General features: G+C 63.9%; 20 protein-coding genes. 11 read left to right on the plus strand and 9 right to left on the minus strand.

All coding sequences use genetic code 11. The annotated features are described in order from the left end of the window. Positions 1-118: 118 nt before the first annotated feature. The 3 genes from DKB74_RS03070 to DKB74_RS03080 all read left to right on the plus strand — a co-directional run bounded on the left by DKB74_RS03070 (position 119) and on the right by DKB74_RS03080 (position 2666). Positions 119-1729 carry a phosphoenolpyruvate carboxykinase gene (locus tag DKB74_RS03070; RefSeq protein WP_109806609.1) on the plus strand — a complete coding sequence of 537 codons (1611 nt, stop codon included), beginning with the start codon at positions 119-121 and terminating at the stop codon, positions 1727-1729. Positions 1730-1861: 132 nt separating this feature from the next. Further along, positions 1862-2170 carry a hypothetical protein gene (locus DKB74_RS03075; RefSeq protein WP_109806610.1) on the plus strand — a complete coding sequence of 103 codons (309 nt, stop codon included), beginning with the start codon at positions 1862-1864 and terminating at the stop codon, positions 2168-2170. A 43-nt stretch (positions 2171-2213) separates the two neighbouring features. Further along, positions 2214-2666, plus strand: a complete 453-nt coding sequence (locus DKB74_RS03080; protein ID WP_109806611.1) for a hypothetical protein — start codon at positions 2214-2216, stop codon at positions 2664-2666. Positions 2667-2968: 302 nt separating this feature from the next. On the opposite strand, the gene DKB74_RS03085 is transcribed toward DKB74_RS03080, so the two are convergent. From DKB74_RS03085 to DKB74_RS03100, 4 genes are read right to left on the minus strand one after another with little or no spacing between them, the layout of a single operon-like run. After that, positions 2969-3400, minus strand: coding sequence for a hypothetical protein (locus tag DKB74_RS03085; RefSeq protein ID WP_109806612.1), 432 nt, complete (start codon positions 3398-3400; stop codon positions 2969-2971). A gap of 8 nt (positions 3401-3408) precedes the next feature. Continuing rightward, positions 3409-5223: a DUF885 domain-containing protein gene (locus DKB74_RS03090; RefSeq protein WP_109806613.1), complete on the minus strand. Its 1815-nt coding sequence runs from the start codon at positions 5221-5223 to the stop codon at positions 3409-3411. Positions 5224-5265: 42 nt separating this feature from the next. Beyond that, entirely contained in the window at positions 5266-5733 is a 468-nt protein-coding gene (locus tag DKB74_RS03095; RefSeq protein WP_109806614.1) for an NfeD family protein, read from the minus strand. 2 nt (positions 5734-5735) lie between these two features. Beyond that, positions 5736-6716 carry an SPFH domain-containing protein gene (locus DKB74_RS03100; protein WP_109806615.1) on the minus strand — a complete coding sequence of 327 codons (981 nt, stop codon included), beginning with the start codon at positions 6714-6716 and terminating at the stop codon, positions 5736-5738. 51 nt (positions 6717-6767) lie between these two features. Here DKB74_RS03100 and DKB74_RS03105 point away from each other — a divergent pair, with 51 nt between their 5' ends. From DKB74_RS03105 to DKB74_RS03125, 5 genes are all read left to right on the plus strand, one after another. Next, a complete protein-coding gene (locus tag DKB74_RS03105) occupies positions 6768-7592 on the plus strand; it encodes an HpcH/HpaI aldolase/citrate lyase family protein (protein ID WP_109806616.1) in 825 nt (274 codons plus the stop codon). A gap of 5 nt (positions 7593-7597) precedes the next feature. After that, positions 7598-7981, plus strand: a complete 384-nt coding sequence (locus DKB74_RS03110; RefSeq protein ID WP_109806617.1) for a ribosomal maturation YjgA family protein — start codon at positions 7598-7600, stop codon at positions 7979-7981. Between the two features lie 49 nt (positions 7982-8030). Then, entirely contained in the window at positions 8031-9488 is a 1458-nt protein-coding gene (gene guaB, locus DKB74_RS03115) for an IMP dehydrogenase (RefSeq protein WP_109806618.1), read from the plus strand. Positions 9489-9659: 171 nt separating this feature from the next. Further along, positions 9660-10721 carry a DUF47 family protein gene (locus DKB74_RS03120; protein ID WP_109806619.1) on the plus strand — a complete coding sequence of 354 codons (1062 nt, stop codon included), beginning with the start codon at positions 9660-9662 and terminating at the stop codon, positions 10719-10721. 10 nt (positions 10722-10731) lie between these two features. Continuing rightward, positions 10732-11745 carry an inorganic phosphate transporter gene (locus tag DKB74_RS03125; RefSeq protein ID WP_109807088.1) on the plus strand — a complete coding sequence of 338 codons (1014 nt, stop codon included), beginning with the start codon at positions 10732-10734 and terminating at the stop codon, positions 11743-11745. Between the two features lie 6 nt (positions 11746-11751). Here DKB74_RS03125 and DKB74_RS03130 read toward each other — a convergent pair whose 3' ends face one another. After that, positions 11752-12675, minus strand: a complete 924-nt coding sequence (locus tag DKB74_RS03130) for a PEP-CTERM sorting domain-containing protein (RefSeq protein WP_239987348.1) — start codon at positions 12673-12675, stop codon at positions 11752-11754. A 223-nt stretch (positions 12676-12898) separates the two neighbouring features. On the opposite strand from DKB74_RS03130, the gene DKB74_RS03135 reads away from it, so the two are divergent. From DKB74_RS03135 to DKB74_RS03145, 3 genes are all read left to right on the plus strand, one after another. Beyond that, a complete protein-coding gene (locus tag DKB74_RS03135; RefSeq protein ID WP_239987349.1) occupies positions 12899-14248 on the plus strand; it encodes a glycoside hydrolase family 1 protein in 1350 nt (449 codons plus the stop codon). A 177-nt stretch (positions 14249-14425) separates the two neighbouring features. Next, positions 14426-15610, plus strand: a complete 1185-nt coding sequence (locus DKB74_RS03140) for an RsmB/NOP family class I SAM-dependent RNA methyltransferase (protein WP_109806620.1) — start codon at positions 14426-14428, stop codon at positions 15608-15610. A gap of 32 nt (positions 15611-15642) precedes the next feature. Next, positions 15643-16149 (plus strand): tetratricopeptide repeat protein, encoded by a 507-nt coding sequence (locus DKB74_RS03145; protein WP_109806621.1) that lies wholly within the window; start codon positions 15643-15645, stop codon positions 16147-16149. An 8-nt stretch (positions 16150-16157) separates the two neighbouring features. Here DKB74_RS03145 and rsmA read toward each other — a convergent pair whose 3' ends face one another. The 4 genes from rsmA to DKB74_RS03165 form a co-directional block, all read right to left on the minus strand. Continuing rightward, the gene (rsmA, locus tag DKB74_RS03150; protein ID WP_109806622.1) at positions 16158-16976 is read right to left on the minus strand and encodes a 16S rRNA (adenine(1518)-N(6)/adenine(1519)-N(6))-dimethyltransferase RsmA; all 819 of its coding nucleotides are present in this window, start codon (positions 16974-16976) and stop codon (positions 16158-16160) included. Beyond that, entirely contained in the window at positions 16973-17956 is a 984-nt protein-coding gene (gene pdxA / locus DKB74_RS03155; protein ID WP_239987393.1) for a 4-hydroxythreonine-4-phosphate dehydrogenase PdxA, read from the minus strand. The genes rsmA and pdxA overlap by 4 nt, the downstream gene beginning before the upstream one ends. A gap of 37 nt (positions 17957-17993) precedes the next feature. Then, positions 17994-19316, minus strand: a complete 1323-nt coding sequence (locus tag DKB74_RS03160) for a peptidylprolyl isomerase (protein ID WP_239987350.1) — start codon at positions 19314-19316, stop codon at positions 17994-17996. 144 nt (positions 19317-19460) lie between these two features. Beyond that, complete coding sequence (locus DKB74_RS03165; RefSeq protein ID WP_109806624.1) at positions 19461-21746, minus strand: LPS-assembly protein LptD; 2286 nt, start codon at positions 21744-21746, stop codon at positions 19461-19463. Positions 21747-21750: the final 4 nt, after the last annotated feature.

Consider the following 21750-nt stretch of genomic DNA (forward strand, 5'->3'; position numbering starts at 1 on the left):
ATGTAACCGGTTACCTGTTTGACGGGCAGTATCCGGCTGTCTTAGGCGAGATGGGAAACACCGCGCGCCGCTACGGGTTCCGGCATTGCGCGGCGGAGTACGCACAAGGGAGGGCTGATTGACGACGCGCACACCGGTCAGGGATCTCGGCGCCCAGGGTATCGAAACCCGGGCAGAGCTTTTCTGGAATCTTGAGACCGCTCCGCTGGTCGAAAAGGCCGTTTCGCGAGGCGAGGGCATGCTGGCCAAGGATGGGCCGCTGGTCGTGACCACCGGCAAGCATACCGGCCGTTCGGCGAGCGACAAGTTCATCGTCCGCGATGCCGAGACCGAGGACAGCGTCTGGTGGGGCAAGGTCAACAAGGCCATGGCGCCCGACGCCTTTGCCGCGCTCAAGGCCGATTTCCTTGCCGCGCTTAAGGACAAGGACGCGCTGTTCGTTCAGGATCTCTATGGCGGTTCGCAGCCGGAACATCGCGTGCGCGTGCGCATCATCAACGAACTTGCCTGGCACAATCTGTTCATCCGCACGATGCTGGTGCGGCCCGATGCGGGGGATCTGGCCGGGTTCGACCCGGAATATACGATCATCGATCTGCCCAGCTTCAAGGCGGACCCGGCACGCCATGGCTGCCGCAGCGAGACCGTGATCGCGGTCAATTTCAGCGAAAAGATGATCCTGATCGGCGGCACCGCCTATGCCGGCGAAATGAAGAAGAGCGTGTTCGGCCTGCTCAACTATCTGTTGCCGGTCGATGGCATCATGCCGATGCATTGTTCGGCCAATATCGGGTCGAAGGGCGATACGGCGATCTTCTTTGGCCTGTCGGGCACGGGCAAGACGACGCTGTCGGCCGATGCCAGCCGCACGCTGATCGGCGACGACGAACATGGCTGGTCGGACACGGCGGTCTTCAATTTCGAAGGCGGCTGCTATGCCAAGATGATCAAGCTGTCGGCGGAGGCCGAGCCGGAAATCTATGCGACGACCAAACGGTTCGGCACGGTGCTCGAAAATGTCGTGATGGACGCGGAAACGCGGACGCTCGACCTCGACGACAACAGCCTCGCCGAAAACAGCCGCGGTGCCTATCCGATCGATTTCATCCCCAATTGTTCGGAAAAGAACATGGGGCCGGTGCCGCATAATGTGATCATGCTGACCGCCGATGCGTTCGGCGTGCTGCCGCCGATCGCGAAGCTGACACCCGATCAGGCAATGTATCACTTCCTGTCGGGCTATACGGCGAAGGTGGCGGGCACCGAAATCGGCGTGACCGAGCCCGAAGCCACTTTCTCGACCTGTTTCGGGGCGCCGTTCATGCCGCGTCACCCGTCGGTCTATGGCAATCTGCTCAAGGAACGGATCGCCAAGGGCGGCGTCAATTGCTGGCTGGTCAACACCGGCTGGAGCGGCGGCAAATATGGCGAAGGCAAGCGCATGCCGATCAAGGCGACGCGTGCTTTGCTCAACGCCGCGCTCGACGGCAGCCTGAACGACGCCGAATTCCGCACCGACCCCAATTTCGGGTTCGCGGTGCCGGTGAGCGTGCCGGGCGTCGACGCCAATATCCTCGATCCGCGCGAAACCTGGGCGGACAAGGCGGCCTATGACGCGACGGCGGCGAAGCTGGTCGATCTGTTCAACGAAAATTTCGCCGAATTCGCCGAACATGTCGATGAATCGGTCCGCGCGGCGGCACCGGGATCGCAGGTTCCGGCCGAATAAGCGCGACACCGACGCGCCGGCAAGACCGGCTTATCGGGGCCCGCCGGTGCATTTTCGCACCGGCGGGCCTCGCCGTTTCCGGGTCTTGGTGCTAAGCATTGCGCTCCCGTTTCGATCGTAAAGGAAGCTTCGATGAGCATGCTGGACGCTATCCTCGGCCAAGTCGCTGGAAATGTTGATGTCGCCAATCTCGCGGCAAAGGTCGGGCTCTCGCCCGAGCATGTCGAAATGGCGATTCAGGCGCTGGCCAAATTCCATCCGATGGAAGGCGACACTGCCGAAGGCGCCGCCGCCGAAACCGGCCTGCCGCTCGACAAGATTCAGGAAATCATCACCCATATCGGGGGCGAAGGCGCGCTGAACCGCTTTGCCGAGATGCTCGGCGGCGGTGGCGCGGGCGCGCTGGGCGGCCTCGCTTCGGGGCTGTTCGGCAAGAAATAACGCCGGAGAAGGAAAACGGGCGGGCGCGAGCCCGGTTGTAGCCATGACCGAGTTCGCACCGCGCCTGTTCGACAGCGACGAGGCCGTTCGCCATCTGGGCGAAGGGCTGGTCGCCTGTACGCTGCGCCGCGAGGAATGGACGCACGAGGCGCATCTCGCCGCAACGCTCTATCTGCTGACGCAGCGGCCCGACATCGATGTCGACGCCCGGATCGGCGCGATCATCAGCCGCTTCAACGAAAGCGTCGGCGGCGTGAACGATGATCATAATGGCTATCACGACACGATCACCCATTGTTTCGTCGCGGGCGTCCGCCAGTTCCTGCGCGAATGGCAGGGCGGGGCGGGCCTCGCCGAACGCGTCAACGCGCTGCTGCTCAGCCCGATGGGCCATCGCGACTGGCCGCTGCGCTTCTATTCGCACGAGCGGTTGTTTTCGGTCGCGGCACGGCGCGGATTCGTCGCGCCCGATCGGGAAGCGTTTCCGACGGCATAACAACGCCGTCGCCGGGCCTATGTCTGCATCGTCGCGCAAGCGCTCTGACACATAGGGCAAACTTCTAGATCGGCCGGAGCTTCAGGACGGCATAGCGATAGGCCCCTGCCTGCGCAGGGGCGACGGGCCGTGGGTCGTTTTCGTCCGAGTAAGCGTGCCAATCTTCCCCTGCCTGCAAGGGAAGAGGCCGGGGGTGGGTATCGCGCGTCAGCCCGCTCCGTCCGGGGCCAAAAGCAACGCTGGGAGAACCCCGCCTTTGCTCCGCCCGATTGCGGGCGAATCTGGTGAGATCAGTCAGGCTTTCAGCATTGACCCGGACCGTAGCGTCCGCGCTGAAAACCGAACCGATCCTCCAGCTCTTTCGGCGTGGCCTTTTCCATCACCTTCGCCTTGTCGAGAGCTAGTTCGCCATTCCCTGCCTTCATCGTGCCCGCAGCGATAATGCGCACTGCGAAATAGGTGCATTCCGGTCGCTCTGAATAGACATCCATGGCCTGGTCCATCAACGCATGCGACGCAGCGTTTTCGACAATAAGCGCGCCATAGCGACCACCAATGGTCTGTGGATGCAGAAACAATGCGTTCAGCGACGGGTTGTCAGGCACGATGCGTACTATGAGCACTACCATGTTGGCGGATTCAATCGTTACATCGTGATCGAGCGGGGGAGGGTCATCTCTGTCGCTGCTGCAGGCCGATAGCGTCAGCAGTGCCACGATCGGCAAAAGATGCACCCGGTTTCTCACCCCGCGATATACCGCTCCACCACGCGGCCCAGCACCGTCATCGGCACATTGCCGCTGGTGACCACCGCGTCGTTATAATCCTTGAAGCTGTAGCGATCGCCCATCTCCGCCTTTGCCTTGTCGCGCAGGCGATTGATCTCGCTGTGCCCGACCTTGTAGCCGCACGCCTGACCCGGCCAGCTGCAATAGCGTTCGACTTCGCTGGTAACTTCGTCGATCCCCGATCCGTTGGTTTCGTGGAACCACTGGATCGCATGTTCGCGCGTCCAGCGCTTGGCATGGAGCCCCGTGTCGACCACCAGACGGCACGCGCGAAACGCGATCGACTGGAGATAGCCGAGCCGCCCCACTTCGAAATCGTCATAGGCGCCCAGTTCGTCGCCCAGCTGCTCGGCATAGAGCGCCCAGCCTTCGGAAAAGGCATTGAAGGCGAGCAGCGATCGGATCAGCGGCAGGCGATGGCTATATTCGCCTTCCCACACATGGCCGGGAATGGCCTCGTGATAGCAAAGATCGGGCAGCGAATAGCGAGTGAACATCCCGGGATTGCGCAGATTGAGCCACATCCGGCCCGGCACGCTGCCGTCGATGCTGCCGGCACCACCATAGGCCATGGGAGCGCCCGGCTCGGCCTCCAGCGGCATCCGTTTCACTTCGAAATTGCCGGGGACGAGCGTGTTGAACGCCTGCGGCATCTTGTCGCGCATCGCCATGATCTTGCCGCGGGCAAAGGCAAGGATCGCATCGCGCCCTTCGTCGCCCGCCGGGAAGAGATATTCGGGATCTTTCGCCAGCGCGACCATCCGCTCGCCGACGCTGCCGCTGGTATAGCCGATCTTGCTCAGGATCGCGTCCATCCTACCGTGCAGCTCCGCCACCTGATCGAGGCCCATCTGGTGCACTTCGTCGGGCGTCATGTCGGTGGTGGTGCCCGCGCGCAGCGCCCAGGCATAATATTCCTCGCCATCGGGGAATTTCCACACGCCCGCATCGCTGGTCGCGACCGCGCGGTGGCGTTTCAGTTCCGCGATCTGGCGTTCAAGCGCGGGCGCGATCGCTTCGCGCGCGATTTTCGCGGCGGCACCGGCATAATCGGCATGATAGCCCTCGGTCCGCGCCGCCAGCGATTTGACGATGCCCCATTCGCCCGGCGCGCCCGCCGTCGCGATGTCCATCGACGCCAGCGTCTTGTCGATCAGGAAATCGGGCGCGATCACGCCCTTGTCATAGGCGATCTTCAGCCGCTCGGTTTCGCCGTCGAGCGCGTCGGCATAGTCGCGCATCCGCGACAGATAGGCATCGGCATCGGACCAGCGTTCGATCTTGTGATCGCTGTCGAGCATCTGCGGAATATCGAGATAGGCGCCGACATTCTGCACCACGACATAGGGCGCGTTGCGCCAGCTGCCGACGGCGACATCGCCATAGGGGAATTCGAGGCCGTCGAGCGCCAGACGATAGGAGGTCATCGCGACATCTACATTGATCCGCATCACCGGTGACAGCGTGTCAAGATCGAGCTGCGCCAGCATCGCCACATCCTCGCGCAGCGTCGTCGCGACATGGTCGCGCCCCACCACGCTGCGATCGGCCAGCTCGAATTTCTTGTTGGCGCGGGTGTCGGTGTCGATGCCCAGATAGGTCGCGCTTTCGGGAAACAGGTCGAGATAGCGTTCGGCGACGACATCGATCAGCGTCTGGGCATGTTCATCCGCCGACTGGGCCGCGGCAAAGGCACGCGCGGGCAGCGTTCCGGCGACAATGCTGGCGCCGGCCCCGGCGAGCAGCGAACGACGGGTGGTGCGGAACATTGCGTATCTCCTGAATATACTCCCGGAGGCGGGCTCCGGGTCTTAGGACTGGGGTTCTGAACCGATCATGGGCGGGATTTCAACCAGCAGCGCCCCATCGCGCGCACCGATGATCCGCACCATCGTGCCGGCGGGGGCGTCGTCGCCGAACGCGGACCATTCGCCATCTCCCACCTTGACCCGGCCCTGGCCGCCGGTGATCGGAGAGACCACAGTGACCGTCTGCCCGATCAGTCGCGCCACGCGATCGTTGAGCATCGGATCGCTCGTTTCGACCGGATAGTCACGGTACCAGCGTTTGCCGATCAGCACCGTCACCGCCGACCACGCGGCAAAGCCGATCAATTGGCCTCCCGCCGGCAAATCCGGAAAGAACAGCGTGATTGCCCCGGTGACAGCCGCCGCAATCGCCAGAAAGATCAGGAATACGCCGGGGACGAGCAACTCCGTGACGGCCAGAACGACCGCCCCGATCAGCCACCACAGGCCCGCCTCGTTGAGCCAGTCCATCGTTACTCCGGGGTGAAGGGTGAGCGGCGACGTGCCGGCGGGGAGGCGGGCGGCGGTGCCGACGGCTGATCCTTGCCCAGCGCTTCCTTGGCGAGTTCGCCGATACCGCCCAGCGTACCGATCAACTGCGTCGCTTCAACCGGGAACAGGATCGTCTTTGCATTGGGCGATGTCGCGAATTTGCTGACCGCCTCGACATATTTTTGCGCAACGAAATAGTTGATCGCCTGCGCGTTTCCGCTTTCGATCGCTTCGCTGACCAGCTGCGTCGCCTTGGCTTCGGCTTCAGCCGCGCGTTCGCGTGCCTCCGCCTCGCGATAGGCCGCTTCGCGCTTGCCCTCGGCTTCCAGGATCGCCGACTGTTTCAGCCCCTCGGCGCGCAGGATCTGCGATGCGCGATCACCTTCGGCATCCAGGATGTTGGCCCGCTTTTCGCGCTCGGCCTTCATCTGGCGGCCCATCGCATTGACGATGTCCTGCGGCGGGCGGATATCCTTGATTTCGACGCGGGTGATCTTGACGCCCCAGGGAGTCGTCGCGTGATCGACCACCGACAGCAGCCGGGCGTTGATCTCGTCGCGTTTCGACAGGGTTTCGTCGAGGTCCATCGACCCCATCACCGTACGCAGGTTCGTGGTCGTCAGGTTGAGCAGCGCGACATAGAGGTCGCTGACTTCATAGGCCGCCTTGGCCGCATCGAGCACCTGAAAGAACACGACGCCATCGGTCTGGATCATCGCATTGTCCTTGGTGATGATTTCCTGACCCGGAATATCGATCACCTGCTCCATCATGTTCACGCGGCGCCCGACGCGATAGAGGAATGCGGGGTAGAAGTTGAAACCGGGCGTCGCCGTGCCGGTATAGCGACCGAAATATTCGATCGTGTACTGATAGCCCTGCCGCACGATCTTCACGCTGACAAACAGGTAGAGCACCACCAGCACCGCAACGAAGACCAGCAAGGTCGATAACGCGTCCATCCCCCGACTCCCTCTCGATTTACGATCCTCTTGCTAGCATAGGGATTGGCGATGGCTACCAAAACACGACTCGCTCCGCGCACCGCGCTGTTCCTGCCGGCTTCCAATCCCCGCGCGATCGCGAAGGCGCGGACGCTCGCCGTCGATCTGGTGATCCTCGACCTTGAGGATGCAGTGAAGGAAGGCGACAAGCGCGACGCGCGCCATGCCGCGCGGGAGGCCGCCGGTACTTTCGGCGAAACCCCGGTCGCGATCCGGGTCAACGGGCCGGAAAGTCCGCATCACAAGTCGGACCTCAAAATGGTTCGCCGCTCGGCCGCCAGCTATGTCGTGCTGCCCAAGGTCGAACAGCCCAGTGACGTCGTCAACGCGGCGATGCGCGCCAAAAAGCCGCAGCTCGCGATGATCGAAAGCGCGGCGGGCGTGATGAATGTGGGCCAGATCGCCTGCGCCACTGGCTATCGCGTCGATCTCGCCGGGCTGATCGTCGGGCCGAACGATCTGGCGCATTCGCTGAAACTGCCGCCGGGCGACACGCGCCCGGCGCTTGGCCTGTCGTTGCAGCTTGTCGTGCTGGCGGCGCGCTCGCGCGCGCTCTGGGCGCTCGACGGCGTCTTTAACCGGCTCGACGATCCCGACGGGCTGGCGGCGCAGTGTCGCGAAGGCAGGGCGCTGGGGTTCGACGGCAAGACGCTGATCCATCCCAATCAGATCGATATCGCGCGCGAAGCCTATTCGCCGACGCCCGAGGAACTGGAAGAGGCCGAAGCACTGGTCGCGGCGGCCAGCGGCGGCGCCGAGCGGTTCCGCGACCGGATGATCGAGGACATGCACGTCGCACAGGCGCGTGAGATGCTGGCGCGGGCGGGTCGATAACCGCAATGCGCGTCCGCTGGGGCTATGCGCTGGCCGCGCTGGCGGTGTTTCTGATCGAAGTCGCCATCGCGCTCTATGTCCATGACGGATTCGTGCGACCGCTGCTCGGCGATACGCTGGCCGTGATCCTCGTCTATTGCGGCCTTAGGACGATGCTGCCGATCGGCGTGCGCACCGCTGCGCTTTCCGCGCTCGCCATTGCCTTCGCGATCGAGTTTTCGCAGTTGATCGGCCTCGCCGACATGCTGGGGCTCACCCACGGATCGCCCTGGCGGCTCGTGATCGGATCGCATTTCGACTGGCGCGACCTGATCGCCTATGCCGTGGGCGTGGCGGTGATCGCGCTGATCGAACGTCTGATTTCACCACCCCCTAGCGCGAAACCGTAGCTGCGGTTACATGGACCGCCAATTCCCGACTCAGGACATTTGGCGCTCCATGGAAATCCCCTACGGTCTCACTTTCGACGACGTCCTTCTCTACCCGGGCGAATCCGAGGTGCTGCCCAGCATGGCGGATCCCCGGACCTTCGTGACGAAGAATCTGGCGCTCAACATTCCGATCCTGTCGTCGGCGATGGATACCGTGACCGAGGCGGACATGGCGATCGTCATGGCGCAGCTGGGCGGGATCGGCGTTCTCCACCGCAATCTCTCGGTCGAGGAACAATGCGACGCGGTGCGTCAGGTGAAGCGCTTCGAAAGCGGGATGGTGGTCAACCCGATCACCATGTCGCCCGACGGGACGCTCGCCGAAGCGCAGGCGCTGATGGACAAGCACCGGATCAGCGGCATTCCGATCACCGAAGCGGGCGGCAAGCTGGTCGGCATCCTGACCAATCGCGACGTGCGCTTTGCCGAAAACCCGCAACAGCCGGTTTCCGAACTGATGACGCACGAAAATCTCGCCACGGTTTCGGCCGGCGTCAATCAGGAGGAGGCGCGCCGCCTGCTGCATCAGCGCCGCATCGAAAAGCTGCTGGTGGTCGATGCCGATTATCGCTGCATCGGCCTGATCACCGTGAAGGACATCGAAAAGGCCGTGCTCTATCCCAGCGCGACCAAGGACGGCGCGGGCCGCCTGTGCGTCGCCGCCGCGACCACGGTGGGCGACAAGGGGTTTGAGCGGACCGCCGCGCTGGTCGATGCCGAAGTCGATCTGATCGTCATCGATACCGCGCACGGCCATAACAAGGACGTGGCGCGCGCGGTCGAGCGGGTGAAGAAGCTCTCCAACAATGTTCAGGTCGTTGCCGGCAATGTCGCCACCGGCGAAGCGGCCAAGGCACTGATCGGCGCGGGTGCGGACGGCGTGAAGGTCGGCATCGGTCCGGGATCGATCTGCACCACGCGCGTCGTCGCCGGTGTCGGCGTGCCGCAGCTTACTGCCGTCATGGACGCAGCGGGCGAAGCGGCGAAACAGGGTATTCCGGTGATCGCCGATGGCGGGCTGCGCACTTCGGGCGACATCGCCAAGGCACTGGCGGCGGGCGCATCGACCGTGATGGTCGGTTCGCTGCTGGCGGGTACCGAGGAAGCGCCCGGGGAAACCTTTTTATATCAAGGCCGTGCCTATAAAAGCTATCGCGGCATGGGAAGCGTCGGCGCGATGGCGCGCGGCTCTGCCGACCGCTATTTCCAGCAGGATATCAAGGACCAGCTCAAGCTCGTCCCCGAAGGCATCGAAGGCCAGGTCCCCTATAAGGGCCCGGCGCGCGATGTGATCCACCAGCTGGTCGGCGGCGTAAAGGCGGCGATGGGCTATGTCGGCGCGCCGACGCTGCCCCAGCTCCGCGAAAAGGCACGTTTCGTCCGCATCACCAATGCGGGCCTGCGCGAAAGCCATGTCCATGACGTCACCATCACGCGTGAGGCACCCAACTACCCGACGCGATGATGTGCCTGATGCGCAACGGGCTGTAACAAATCTGTAACACCCCTTTGCGGATTGGCGGCGGAGCGCGTACAGGGCGCGGCACGCTTTATTCCAATCCGGACTCGCATCATTCGCCAGGTTGCCGCTCTTCCCTACAAGACTGAAGGCCTTGCCTCGAACGCCAGCGTTCGGGTGATGCTGATCACGTCGCGTGGCACCGGGCGCTGGGTGATGCCCAAGGGCAATATCGGCCCGCGCATGCCCGCGCATGTCGCCGCCGCGAAGGAAGCGGAGGAGGAAGCGGGCATCCTCGGCGCGGTCTGTCCGGTGCCGCTCGGCAGCTATCGCTATCGCAAGCTGCGCGGCAGCGGCGCCTCGCTGATGATCGACGTCGACGTGTTTCCGCTGGCGATGACGCGTGAGCTCGACCGCTGGAAGGAACAGGACGAGCGCGAGCGCCGCTGGTTCACGCTCGAGGAAGCCGCCGATGCCGTCGACGAAGAGGATCTGGGTCGGCTGATTCAGTCCTTTGCCACATCCGATTTCAAATCCGCCGCGAGCCGAACGCGCCTGTTCGAAGCCGTGCCGGGCCATTCCAAGGTGCATCACATGTTTGCCTGGTTCCAACGCCTGCTGCCGAAAACCGGCAATTTCTTCGAGCAGTTCGAAGCACATGCCGCCACGGTGCTGGCCGGCGCGGAAGCGACTGCGCGGCTGATGTCGGGCGGCGAGGATTCGGCCGAGCATATCCGCGAGATCATCGAGCGTGAGAATGACGCCGATGAAATCACGCGCGAAGTGTTGCAGGAAGTGCGCCGCACCTTCCTGACGCCGTTCGATCGCGCATCGATCACCAGTCTGATCGGCGCGCTGGACGACACGGTCGATGAAATGCAGGCAGCGGCACAGGCGATCAGCCTGTATGAATTCACGGCCTTCACGCCGGAAATGCGCGACATGGCGGCGATCGCGGTCGATGCCGCGCGGCTGACATCCGAAGCGATGCCGCTGCTGCGCGATGTCGCCAAAAATGCCAAGCGGCTGCACGAACTCACCGAACGGCTGATCCGGATCGAGGGCCATGCCGACGCGATCCATACCGAGGGGCTCCGCCGTGCGCTCGCCGAACATGGTGGAACCGATACGCTGCGTTTCGTGATCGAGCGCGAAATCTACAAGCATCTCGAACGGATCGTCGATGCGTTCGAGGATGTCGCCGATCAGATCGACGGCATCGTCATCGACCACGCCTGATCGCGCACTCGTGTACGAACTCGCCTTTCCGCTGCTCGTCGCGCTGATCCTGGTCGCGCTGGCATTCGATTATCTCAACGGGCTGCACGACGCCGCCAACGCCATTGCGACGGTGGTGGCGACGCGGCTGCTTTCGCCGGTGCAGGCGGTGATCTTCGCGGCATTTTTCAACTTCGCCGCCTATTTCGTCACCATTGCCTTTCCTGCGCTGCATGCAGTTGCGGAAACGATCGGCAAGGGGCTGATCGACAAGGATCTGGTGACGCCCGCCGTCGTGTTCGGCGCGCTGATCGGGGCGATGTTCTGGAACGTCGTCACCTGGCTCAAGGGGATTCCTTCCTCGTCCAGCCATGCGCTGATCGGCGGGCTGATCGGGGCGGGGATGGCGCATGCCGGCCTGACCGGCATTCAATGGGGCGGGCTTTCCAAGACGCTGATCGCCATCGTCCTGTCGCCGCTGCTGGGGATGATCCTGGCGATGCTGGTGATGCTGGTCAGCAGCTGGGGGCTGCGCCGGGCAACCGCGCGCGGCGCCGAGCGCGGGTTGAAGCTGCTGCACCTGATTTCCTCGGGCGCCTATTCGCTCGCCCATGGCCTCAACGACGCGCAAAAGACGATGGGGATCATCACCGTGCTGCTCTATTCGACCGGCTATCTGTCGGGCGAATTCGAAGTGCCGCACTGGGTCGCGATTGCCTGTTACGCCGCGATTGCGCTCGGCACGATGACCGGCGGCTGGCGGATCATCGAAACCATGGGCACGCGCATCACCAAATTGTCGCAGCATCAGGGGTTCAGCGCATCGCTTGCCGGATCGATCGTGCTGTTCACGGCATCGGCGCTCGGCATTCCGGTATCGACCACCCACACCATCACCGGCGCAGTGATCGGCGCGGGCACCGCACGCCGTGCCTCGGCCGTTCGCTGGGGTGTCGCACAGAATGTGGTGGTGGCGTGGATCATCACCATCCCCGCTTCGGCGGCGGTGGGTGCGCTCTTCTATCTGCTGACGCGGCTGTTCTGATCGCAGCTATTCGGCGGCGAGAGCCGAACAGCTTTCGCCATGCGTCGCCGCCCAGGCGACTCGTTGCAGCCGAGTCGCAGCTATGGGTGACAAGCCATTGTCCATGGCCGCTTTTTCATGCCCGCCGAATCGCCGGGGGTCTTCACCCGTCACGCCGATAAACACCGTCAGCGCTTCGAGATAATAGCCCGCGAAGCTCGCATGATAATGGTCCCAAGCCCATAGGCCGACCGTATCGGGATCGATCCCGTCATAGGGATTGGCATCGGCAAACCCGGCAGCGATCGCGCAGCTAAAGGCCTGACCCACCGGATTGACTCGCGCAATCTGGGGATAGGCATTGGCGGCGAGGTCATATCCGTGGCGCAGGTCGAGCGCCATCTGCCATACCGGCTTGCCATACCATTTGCCGCCGGGGCGATAGGTCTGGTCCGGCCGCGTCCAGGTGGCGGTCAGGCTGATATCGACACCGGGATTCTTCGCCGTGAACAACGCGACCCAGCGGCCCGCATAATCGACCAGCTTTGCCGGATTGCCCGGATCGGCGGCATCCAGCGTGCTATATTCCTGCATCACCACATGGTCCCATGGGCGATCGAGCAGCGCGCGTTTATTTTCCCAATGCCATTCCAGGCTGCGCCCCGGCGCGGTTTCCAGGCTGACCGCGTAATCCAGCCCGGCATGTTCGGTGAAGATCTTGAACAGCGCGGGCACTCCGCCAATCCCTTCGCCGTTCAGATCGGTGACGCCGCCGGCGCCATAATGATTGGCCGAAGACAGCGCACCAAAGGTGAAGCTGTTGCCGATGAACAGGATGGTCTGCGGAGCAGGCTGCGCCGGAGCGGCGTGCGGGCGCTGTTGGGCAAACGCGGTGGTGGGAAGCGAAATCAGGGCAAGCGAGGCAAGGGCGGCTACGCGGAATTTCGGCACAGGTTTCTCACGTTCTGGTCAGCGGTCGAACAGGCGTTTGATCTAAGCGCTGGGGTCCGCTGCGGCAACGGCTGCCCATCGAAAAGCTGTGGCGCATCAATATTGATTCACAAGAAAGTTAGTATTGACGCTCGCAATGACGCGCGCGCAATATTCCCGGCATTATCGACGCGCCAAAAGCCGGAACGCACCTATCGGCTGAGCATCAAGGGGAGAGTATCGCATGACGGCCATCGGCAAGGACGGTTTCGATCTGACGCGCCGGACGATGTTGGCCGGCGCCGCTCTGGGCCTGGCCGGCGCCACGACGTCGCCGGCTCACGCCTATTCCGCCGCGCAATCGCGACGCACCCGCCCCTTGCCGTCCGATTTCCTGTGGGGTTCGGCGATTTCCGCGCATCAGAGCGAAGGCAATAATACCAACAGCGACGCGTGGATCGCCGAAAACGTCACCCCGACTGTGTTCAAGGAACGTTCGGGCGACGCGTGCGACAGCTATCATCGTTATGCCGAGGATATCGCTCTGGCGGCGGGGCTGGGGTTCAACTGCTATCGGCTCGGCATCGAATGGGCGCGGATCGAACCGAGCGAGGGGCATTTCTCCAATGCTGAGCTCGATCATTATGCGCGCGTGCTCGAATGCTGCCGCAGCCATGGGCTGCGCCCCATCGTCACTTTCAACCATTTCACCACGCCGATATGGTTCGCTGCGCGTGGCGGGTTTGAAGTCGCCGATTCCCCCGATCTTTTCGCGCGCTTCTGCGGTCGCGCGGCGGAACATCTCGGCGGTCTGATGCACATGGCGACGACGTTCAACGAAGCGAATATCCAGCTGTTCGTCGCGCTGTTTCCGCTGGCCGAAACTGTCCGCAACGCCGCGCAGGCGATGGTCGATGCGTGCCGCCGCGCGACCGGTTCGCCGCGGTTTTCCCGGCTGGCCTTTGCCGACCCGGCGATCAGCACGCCGCTGATGATCGAAGCGCATCGCAAGGCATATGACGCGATCAAGGCGGTTCGCCCCGACCTCCCCGTCGGGCTCAGCCTGACGACCACCGATATCCAGCCGGTCGGCGAAAATTCGCTCGCATCGCAATATCGCGACAGGCTCTATGGCGATTGGGTCGCGGCGGGGCGCAGCCATGCCGATTTCATCGGCGTTCAGACCTATACCCGGCTGCTTGTCGATTCGCGCGGCTTCGTGGCACCGCCCGAAGGCGCGGAAATGACCGATGCCGGATATGAATTTTATCCGGCCGCGCTCGGCAACACGATACGCTGGGCGCATGGCGCGATCGGAAAGCCGATATTCGTCACCGAAAACGGCATTGCGACCGATGACGACAGCCGGCGGATAGCGTTCATCGACGCCGCGCTCGACAGCCTTGGCGACTGCATCGCCGACGGCATTGCGGTGCACAGCTATATCCATTGGTCGCTGATCGACAATTTCGAATGGACGTCGGGGTACGACAAGCATTTCGGGCTCGCCGCGGTGGATCGCCGGACCTTCCGTCGGACGCTGCGACCCAGCGCAACGCATCTGGGGGCGATCGCCAAAGCCAACCGGATCTGAGATGCCCCTTCCAAATTAGGATTTCGTCTGCTTTGGCTCGCGGATGGAATGTACCGCTTCTCACCGGGCTTTCGGTGCCGTCGATTCTATCGCCTCCCTCGCGTGCGCGCAGATGCATGGGTGCGCGCCCGCGCGTAGGGGTGCGAACCGGTGCGAACTTTGCACGGAAATCCGCCAATGACGCCCGCAGCACGAACCCGGTCGGCGATTGAGCTGCTCGATGCGATCATCGCCGCCGCGCGCGATGGCGGTGCGGCAGCCGATACCATTATCGCGCGCTGGTTCGCCGAGCGCCGCTATGCCGGGTCGAAGGACCGGCGCGCGATCCGCGAACGGGTCTATGATGCGATCCGCCTGTGCGGCGAACGCCCCGAAAGCGGCCGGGCGGCGATTCTGGCGCTGCTGGCGTTGCAGCCCGAACTTGCCGACACGTTCGACGGGTCGTCCTATGGCCCCGCGCCGATCGCCGATGGCGAAGCTGCGGCGGTGCCGGGCGTCGCGCCGGCATGGCTGGTCGATGCGCTGACTGCATCGGGGCTCGACGAAGCGCAGCAGGCCGCGTTGCTCGATCGCGCGCCGCTCGACATTCGTGTCAACCGGCTGAAGGGCGATCGCGACCAGTTGCTTGCCGAACTGGAAGGCGCCGAACCGCTCGATTTCGCGCCCGATGCACTGCGCCTTCCGTCCGACACACGCGTCGATCAGTCGCCCCGCTATCGCGAGGGCTGGTTCGAGGTTCAGGACGCGGGCAGCCAGCTGGTATCGCTCGCCGCGCCGTTGCAACCGGGGATGCAGGTGATCGATCTGTGCGCAGGCGGCGGCGGCAAGACACTCGCGCTCGCCGCGGCGATGAACAATCACGGCCATATCCTTGCCTGCGATATCGATCGCCCGCGGCTTTCGCGGCTTGTGCCGCGTGCCGAACGGGCGGGGGTCAGCATTGCCGAAACCCGGTTGTTCGATCCGGGGCGCGAGCATGCGGCGCTCGACGGCTGGGCGGAACGCGCCGATCTGGTGCTGATCGACGCGCCTTGTTCGGGCACCGGCACCTGGCGGCGCAATCCCGAGGCGCGGTGGCGGCTGACGCCCGCGCGGCTCGATCGGCTCGTGGAAACGCAGCGGCATTTGCTCTCGCTGGGCGCGGAGCTGGTGCGGCCGGGCGGTGCGCTGGTCTATATCGTCTGTTCGTTGCTCGATGCCGAAGGCGCCGATCAGGTCGCGGCGTTTCTGGACGCGCATTCGGGATGGGATGCAGAGCCGCCGCAACTCGCGATCGGGACGCCGCGCGGCCATGGCATGCGGCTTACGCCAAAGTCGCACTCGACCGACGGCTTTTTTGTCGCGATGATGCGCCGGTCATGATAGCCATGCGTGCAACACCTGCGGAGATTTTCATGCGTTTCACGAGCGTTTCTGTCGCCATTGCCCTTGTCGCGCTGTCGGTTTCGACGTCGCTCTATGGCCAGCGTGCGGATGATCAGATCGATGCCCGCTCGATGGCGCTGTTGCAGCAGGGGCGTCAGGCACAGGCGGCGGGCGATCTGAGCGGCGCAGTCGATTCGCTCGAAACCGCGCTGGCGGTCGATCCGCGCAATCGCGAAGCCTTTGTCACGCTCGGCGATATCGCCCGCGCGCGCGATCTGCCGGGCAAGGCGATCCGCTATTATCGCCATGCGCTGACGCTCGACCCCAATGACACCGTCGCGATGCGCGGCGAAGGCGAAGCGCTCGTCGCCAAGGGGGCGATGGACAAGGCGAATGAAGTGCTCGCCAATGTCCGCACCATTTGCAACGGCGGTGCATGTCCCGATGGCGACCGGCTTGCCGCTGCGATCGCAAAGGGGCCGCCGCCGACCGCTACGGCATCGACCGAAACGCCCAGCCCCGAAACGGCGCAATAGCCCTCGGGCTAGTCGGACAACAGCTTCGCCAGCGCGACATATTCGGCAACGCTGACGGTTTCTGCCCGTCGGCTCGAATCGATTCCGGCGGTTTCCATCGCGGCGATCGCGCCGGGCACCGATTTCAGGCTCTGGCGCAGCATCTTGCGCCGCTGGCCGAATGCGGCGGCGGTCAGTGCCTCCAGCCGATCGAACCGCACCCCCTCGGGCGCGGTTTGCGGCAGGATATGCACCACTGCCGACATCACCTTGGGCGGCGGGGTGAAGGCCGACCGATGGACCGGCATCGCGATCTTCGCGCTCGATCGCCATTGGGCGAGAACCGCCAGCCGCCCATAGGCGTCGCTTCCCGCCGGCGCGACGATCCGGTCGGCAACCTCGCGCTGGAACATCAGCGTCAGGCTCTGCCACCACGGCATCCACTGCGCCGACAGCCAGCGGACGAGCAAGGCGGTGCCGACATTATAGGGAAGGTTGGCGACGATATGCGGCTTGCCGGTGAACAGGGCAGGGACGTCGATTTCCAGCGCATCGCCTTCGATCACGGTCAGCTTGCCGGGATAGGCATCGGCCAGTTCGCCCAGCGCGGGGATGCAACGCCGGTCGCGCTCTACCGCGGTAACCCTCGCCCCGGCACGCAGGAGCGCGCGGGTCAGCCCGCCGGGGCCCGGGCCGACTTCGAACACTTCGGCGCCGTTCAGATCGCCGGGCACCGCCGCGATGCGATCGAGCAACTGTTCGTCGAACAGGAAGTTCTGGCCAAGCGCCTTGCTGGCGCTCAGTCCGTGGATGCGGATCACTTCGCGCAGCGGCGGCAGGTCGCTCACGCTGCTCCTGCCGAGGCCAGTTCCGCGCGGTGCTCGGCGGCGCTTGCCGCCATGCGCAGCGCGGCAATCATCGCGCCGGGCTCCGCCTGATCGGTGCCGGCGATGTTGAACGCCGTGCCGTGATCGGGCGATGTGCGCACGATCGGCAGGCCGAGCGTGATGTTGACGCCCTCGTCGAAATGCAGCGTCTTGATCGGGATCAGCGCCTGATCGTGATAGAGGCACAGCGCCGCGTCATATCCGGCACGGGCGCGGGCATGGAACATCCCGTCGGCCGCCCAGGGGCCGACCGCGTCGATCCCTTCCTCACGCAACTGCGCGATGGCGGGCTTCAATATGTCGATTTCCTCGCGCCCGATCGCGCCACCTTCGCCCGAATGGGGATTGAGCCCGGCAAAGGCGAGGCGGGGATTTTCGATGCCGAAATTGCGATACAGGCCACGCGCGGTGACCCGCGCCTTGTTGAGCACCAGTTCGATCGAAATCAGCTCTGGCACTTTGGCGAATGCGACATGCACCGTCATTGGCACCACCCGAAGCGTGGGGCCGGCCAGCATCATCACGGCGTTTTCGACCGACACGCCGCAGCGTTCGGCGACGAATTCGGTCTGTCCGGGATGCGAGAAACCGACCTGATAGAGCTGTCCCTTGGACACCGGACCGGTGACAAGCGCACCGGCCGCGCCCGACCGGGCCAGCCCGGAAGCGGTCTCCAGCGTCTGAAGCGCACAGCGCGCGCCTTCGATGCTCGGTTCGCCGGGCGTGATTTCTCCGGCATCGGCGACCGACAGGACCGGCAGCGCATCGGCAAAGCAATCGGGCGCCTGAGCCGGGTCGTCGATTTTCGCGACCGGGCCGTCCCACACGCGCGCAATCGCGCGAACGTCCCCCACGGCAAAGAACGGCGCCAGCGAATGAAGCTGGCGCGCATTCCATGCCTTGGCCACGATTTCCGGGCCGACCCCCGCGGGGTCGCCCATCGCCACTGCCAGCGGCCGGATGGTCACCAGCCTCCGCTCACCGATATTCGATCAGGGCGTCCCGCCGCAGGTCGCGCAGCATACGCTGAGCGCGAAGCGAGGTGCGCTGCTGTTCGATCTGATCGCGGACCTGATCTTCCGACGGCAGAAGCGGTTCGGACGGGGCATCGCGACCGCACAGGACCAGAACGCTCACGCCATCGTCGAGCGATCCGAACGGCTGGGTGGCGGTGCCGATTTCCATCGTCTGCATCGTATCGCGCAGCTGGACCGGCAGGTCGCGGACCCGCATCGAATCATTGTCCACCACCGTCGCGCCGATCTTCTCGGCGGTCGCGGCCACGTCGCCGCATCCGCGCATTGCCTGGGTCGCGGTTGCGAAGGCCGATACGAGCGATGTTGCCTGGGCCTGTGCCGTGCCCGGGGGGAAGCGGATCGTCATCTGCCGCAGGCTGAGACGCGCATCGCCCGGATCGGCCGTCAGCACCTTGCGCTTGTCGACCAGATAGAGGAGCGAAAAACCACCGCCGACATCGATCGGTCCTGCGATCTGACCCACTTCCATCGACTGTGCGGCCTGCGCCAGCGGCTGCGGCACCATCCCGGCACGGACCCAGCCCAGATCGCCGCCAAGCGGTGCGGTCGTGGCTTCCGAATATTGCCGGGCAAGCATTTCGAAGGGCGTGCCTTCGCGCATCTGCGAGGCCATTTGCTGGAAGGCGTCATAGACCTGACGCTGACGCTCCGGCGTGGACGCGGAAATATAGATTTCCTTCAGGTGAAACTCCTCGGTTCCGCGTGCTTCGCGGATACGGTCGATCGTCGCGCGCACTTCGTCGTCGCTGACGTTCACCTGCACCTGCTGGCGAAGCAGCTGCTGCCACGAGATTTCACCTTCGATCTGGCGCTTGACCGTTGCCGCCGACGATCCGATCGAGGTGAGCCACGCGGTCATTTCTTCGGGCGTCTTGTTGAAGTTCCGCTGTGCATAGACGGCGAAATACCGATCGATCTGATCGGGCGTGACTTCGATCTTGTTGGCCTTGGCTTCCTGAATCTGCAGCGTTTCGTCGATCAGCTGCGACAGGATTTCCCGGCGAAGCTGAAGCTTGTCCTCGTCGCTGAGTTCGAAATTGTTGACCGCAGTGACGAAGGCAAGGCGTTGGTCGATATCGGTCCCGGTGATCACCGTATCGTTGACGACCGCCGTCGGCTTGCGAACGTCCGGATTGGGATCGCCGAAAATCTGAAGATTGGATGGCAGATCGAGGCCGGTCGAGGGGAGCGGGGCATCGTCGGGGACGGTTTGCGCGCCAGCAGCGGGCGCGAGAGCCATGAGTCCCAAGGCCAGCGCGGCCATGCCGCCCATCCGGGCCGCCTTCGCAACAAGTTTCACGAGAACCAGAACCTCACCATCTACCGGAAGAATTGGCGGCTTTAATCGGCAATTGTGCCTGAACCAAGGCTGACTTGCCGATCGTTTCCGGTCCGCCCTGTCTTCCGATTACCCGCCCAGATTGGTGAATGCAAAGGTCAGAAGATAGGTATTGCCCCGCACAGCGTCGCCGGTGGTCTGATAGTCGCGTTTCCAGGTGACGCCGAGCCGCAGACAATTGTCTTCATACAGGACACCGAGCCGGTGGCGGACCGGCTCGAATCCGTCCGAACTCGACAGCAGATCTTCGTTGCTGTCGGTCAGATCGACGAGAATCGATCCCGATATCGACCAGAAGCGCGAAATCTGAACGCGGGCACCCAGTCGCGCTTCCTCACGGTCCTGCAAATCCTCGAGCGCCGGCCCGATATCGCGATTCAGCCGCAGATACCCGAGCTGGACATACGTCGCGCGCGATCCGATCGTCGCATCGACTTCGTTGCGGCGGAACGCGACATTGTCCTTGTCGATCCGGAAGCGATGGGTGAGGGTAAGGAAATCGCGATAGCGGACCACCGTCCGCCCCACGAAATCCGATACCCGGTTGGTAAGGCCGGTTCCGTCCGGAAACAGCGTTTCCCGCGACGTCAGCCGATAGCTCTGCCCGACATTGGCGTCGATCGACAGGCCGGGCAAATAGAGGGCATATTCGATGCCCCAGGTGAACCGCGTCGAATCCTCGAACCGGTCATATCCCGGAAAGCGATTGAGCGCGAAAAGGTTCGAATCCTCCAGATCGACTGCGCGAGCATCCTCATTCGGTACCGCCAGATTGTCGAGCTTGGGCGCCGCCACTACCTGAAATCGCGGCGTGATGCGCTGGGTGCCGCCGAATGCCGGGCCGATCAGCGGCCAGCGCATGTCGAGCGCGACGGCGCCGATGGCGCGGCCGTGAACGCCCTCGCGCCCGCGATAGCTTTCCACCGTGGTCGCGAGCGTATCACGGGCATTGTAAACGTCGCCGCGACCAAAGGCGGTCAGCGTGATTTCCTGACCCCAGCTGGTAAGCCGGCGCATATCCCAGCGGAGCGAGGCGAAGGCGCGTTGCGTGTCCTGGCCGCCGGTGCGTGTCAGCGCCAGCGTATTGACCTGTGCTTCCACCTTGCCGCCCAGCGGTCCGTCGAACCGGCGACGATAGTCGATTTCGGGAAGCGCGATCGGCTGAAGCCGTTGCAATTCGCCGACGCGCAGCGTCTGCACCGCCCAGCCGTTGATCGCGAAATAGCTCGATTCGTCGATCCGCTCGACCCGGATGTTGTTCCGTAGCCGATCGTCGCGCGAGATATCATAGCGACGCAGGAACGTGCGATCGGTGGCGACGCGTACCGAGCCGCTGACCGACCAGTTGGGATCGATCTGGAAATTGGCGATGCCGTCCAGATATCCGCGGAAACTGTTGGTCGATGTGGCGGGCGTCAACGGCACCGTGAGGTCGTCGCTTCTGCGGCTATAGGTGCCATAGGCAGCGACCCGGAACGCGCCGAGCGAGTTGAGCTCGCGATATTCGGCGCGCAGCATCGGCGCGACATCGGAAAAAACCGTCGGCGTGATCGTCAGGTCGCGGTCGGGTGCCAGCGCGATGAAATAGGGCAGCGACACCTGAAAGCCGTTGGTGCGCGTATAGCTGATCGACGGTGCCAGGAGGCCGTCATCGCTTTTTCCCCCGGCCGGATGCGAAAATGCCGGTAGCGGCAGCGTCGCGAACCCGAATACCGAAACGCGCGCGCCATGATAGCGGATACGACCGCTACCGGGATCATAGACGACTCGGTTTGCCGTGATCTTCCAGGACGGTTTTTTGGGACATCCGTCCGAATCCACAACGTCGCAGGGGGTGTAGGCAGCGTCATACACCGTAACGATGCCGTCCGAACGCTCGCCGCGCCTTGCCGCGATTCGCCCGCCGGTTTCAAGCACGACGAGCATGTTATCGACCACACCGTCCTTCAGCGTGTCGGTCAGTTCGATGCGATCGCCATAGGCCGCGTCGCCACCGGCATTGATGACGACGATATTGCCCTCGGCAATCACTTCGCCGGTCTTGCGGTTCCAGGTGACGCTGTCGGCACGCAGCCGGTCGCTCCGGCGATAGACGCGCACGTCGCCGCGCGCCGTCACCACATCGTTTTCGTAGTTATATTCCAGTTCTTCGGCACTGAACTGAAGTTCGTCGGGATCGTCGCTCGGCGCGGTTTGCGAAGGCGGGGGCGGATCCTGTGGCCGGTCCTGCAGCCGGGCATCATCGGCCGTCAGATGATCGGCCGGTGGGGGCGACGCGTCCTGAGCGCGCGCGCCATCGGCGAAACAGAGTGCCAGCGGCAGCGCACTCGATAGCAGCAATGCCTTGCGCGTCACGGAA

Origin of the sequence: Stakelama portus (assembly GCF_003171655.1) — a bacterium.
Taxonomy (GTDB): domain Bacteria; phylum Pseudomonadota; class Alphaproteobacteria; order Sphingomonadales; family Sphingomonadaceae; genus Sphingomonas; species Sphingomonas portus.

Coding starts and splice junctions, on each gene's coding strand:
- DKB74_RS03075 (WP_109806610.1), top strand. CDS start 1,862: ATGAGCATGCTGGACGCTATCCTCGGCCAAGTCGCTGGAAATGTTGAT.
- DKB74_RS03080 (WP_109806611.1), top strand. CDS start 2,214: ATGACCGAGTTCGCACCGCGCCTGTTCGACAGCGACGAGGCCGTTCGC.
- DKB74_RS03090 (WP_109806613.1), bottom strand. CDS start 5,223: ATGTTCCGCACCACCCGTCGTTCGCTGCTCGCCGGGGCCGGCGCCAGC.
- DKB74_RS03095 (WP_109806614.1), bottom strand. CDS start 5,733: ATGGACTGGCTCAACGAGGCGGGCCTGTGGTGGCTGATCGGGGCGGTC.
- DKB74_RS03100 (WP_109806615.1), bottom strand. CDS start 6,716: ATGGACGCGTTATCGACCTTGCTGGTCTTCGTTGCGGTGCTGGTGGTG.
- DKB74_RS03105 (WP_109806616.1), top strand. CDS start 6,768: ATGGCTACCAAAACACGACTCGCTCCGCGCACCGCGCTGTTCCTGCCG.
- DKB74_RS03110 (WP_109806617.1), top strand. CDS start 7,598: ATGCGCGTCCGCTGGGGCTATGCGCTGGCCGCGCTGGCGGTGTTTCTG.
- guaB (WP_109806618.1), top strand. CDS start 8,031: ATGGAAATCCCCTACGGTCTCACTTTCGACGACGTCCTTCTCTACCCG.
- DKB74_RS03135 (WP_239987349.1), top strand. CDS start 12,899: ATGACGGCCATCGGCAAGGACGGTTTCGATCTGACGCGCCGGACGATG.
- DKB74_RS03140 (WP_109806620.1), top strand. CDS start 14,426: ATGACGCCCGCAGCACGAACCCGGTCGGCGATTGAGCTGCTCGATGCG.
- DKB74_RS03145 (WP_109806621.1), top strand. CDS start 15,643: ATGCGTTTCACGAGCGTTTCTGTCGCCATTGCCCTTGTCGCGCTGTCG.
- pdxA (WP_239987393.1), bottom strand. CDS start 17,956: ATGGGCGACCCCGCGGGGGTCGGCCCGGAAATCGTGGCCAAGGCATGG.
- DKB74_RS03160 (WP_239987350.1), bottom strand. CDS start 19,316: ATGGCCGCGCTGGCCTTGGGACTCATGGCTCTCGCGCCCGCTGCTGGC.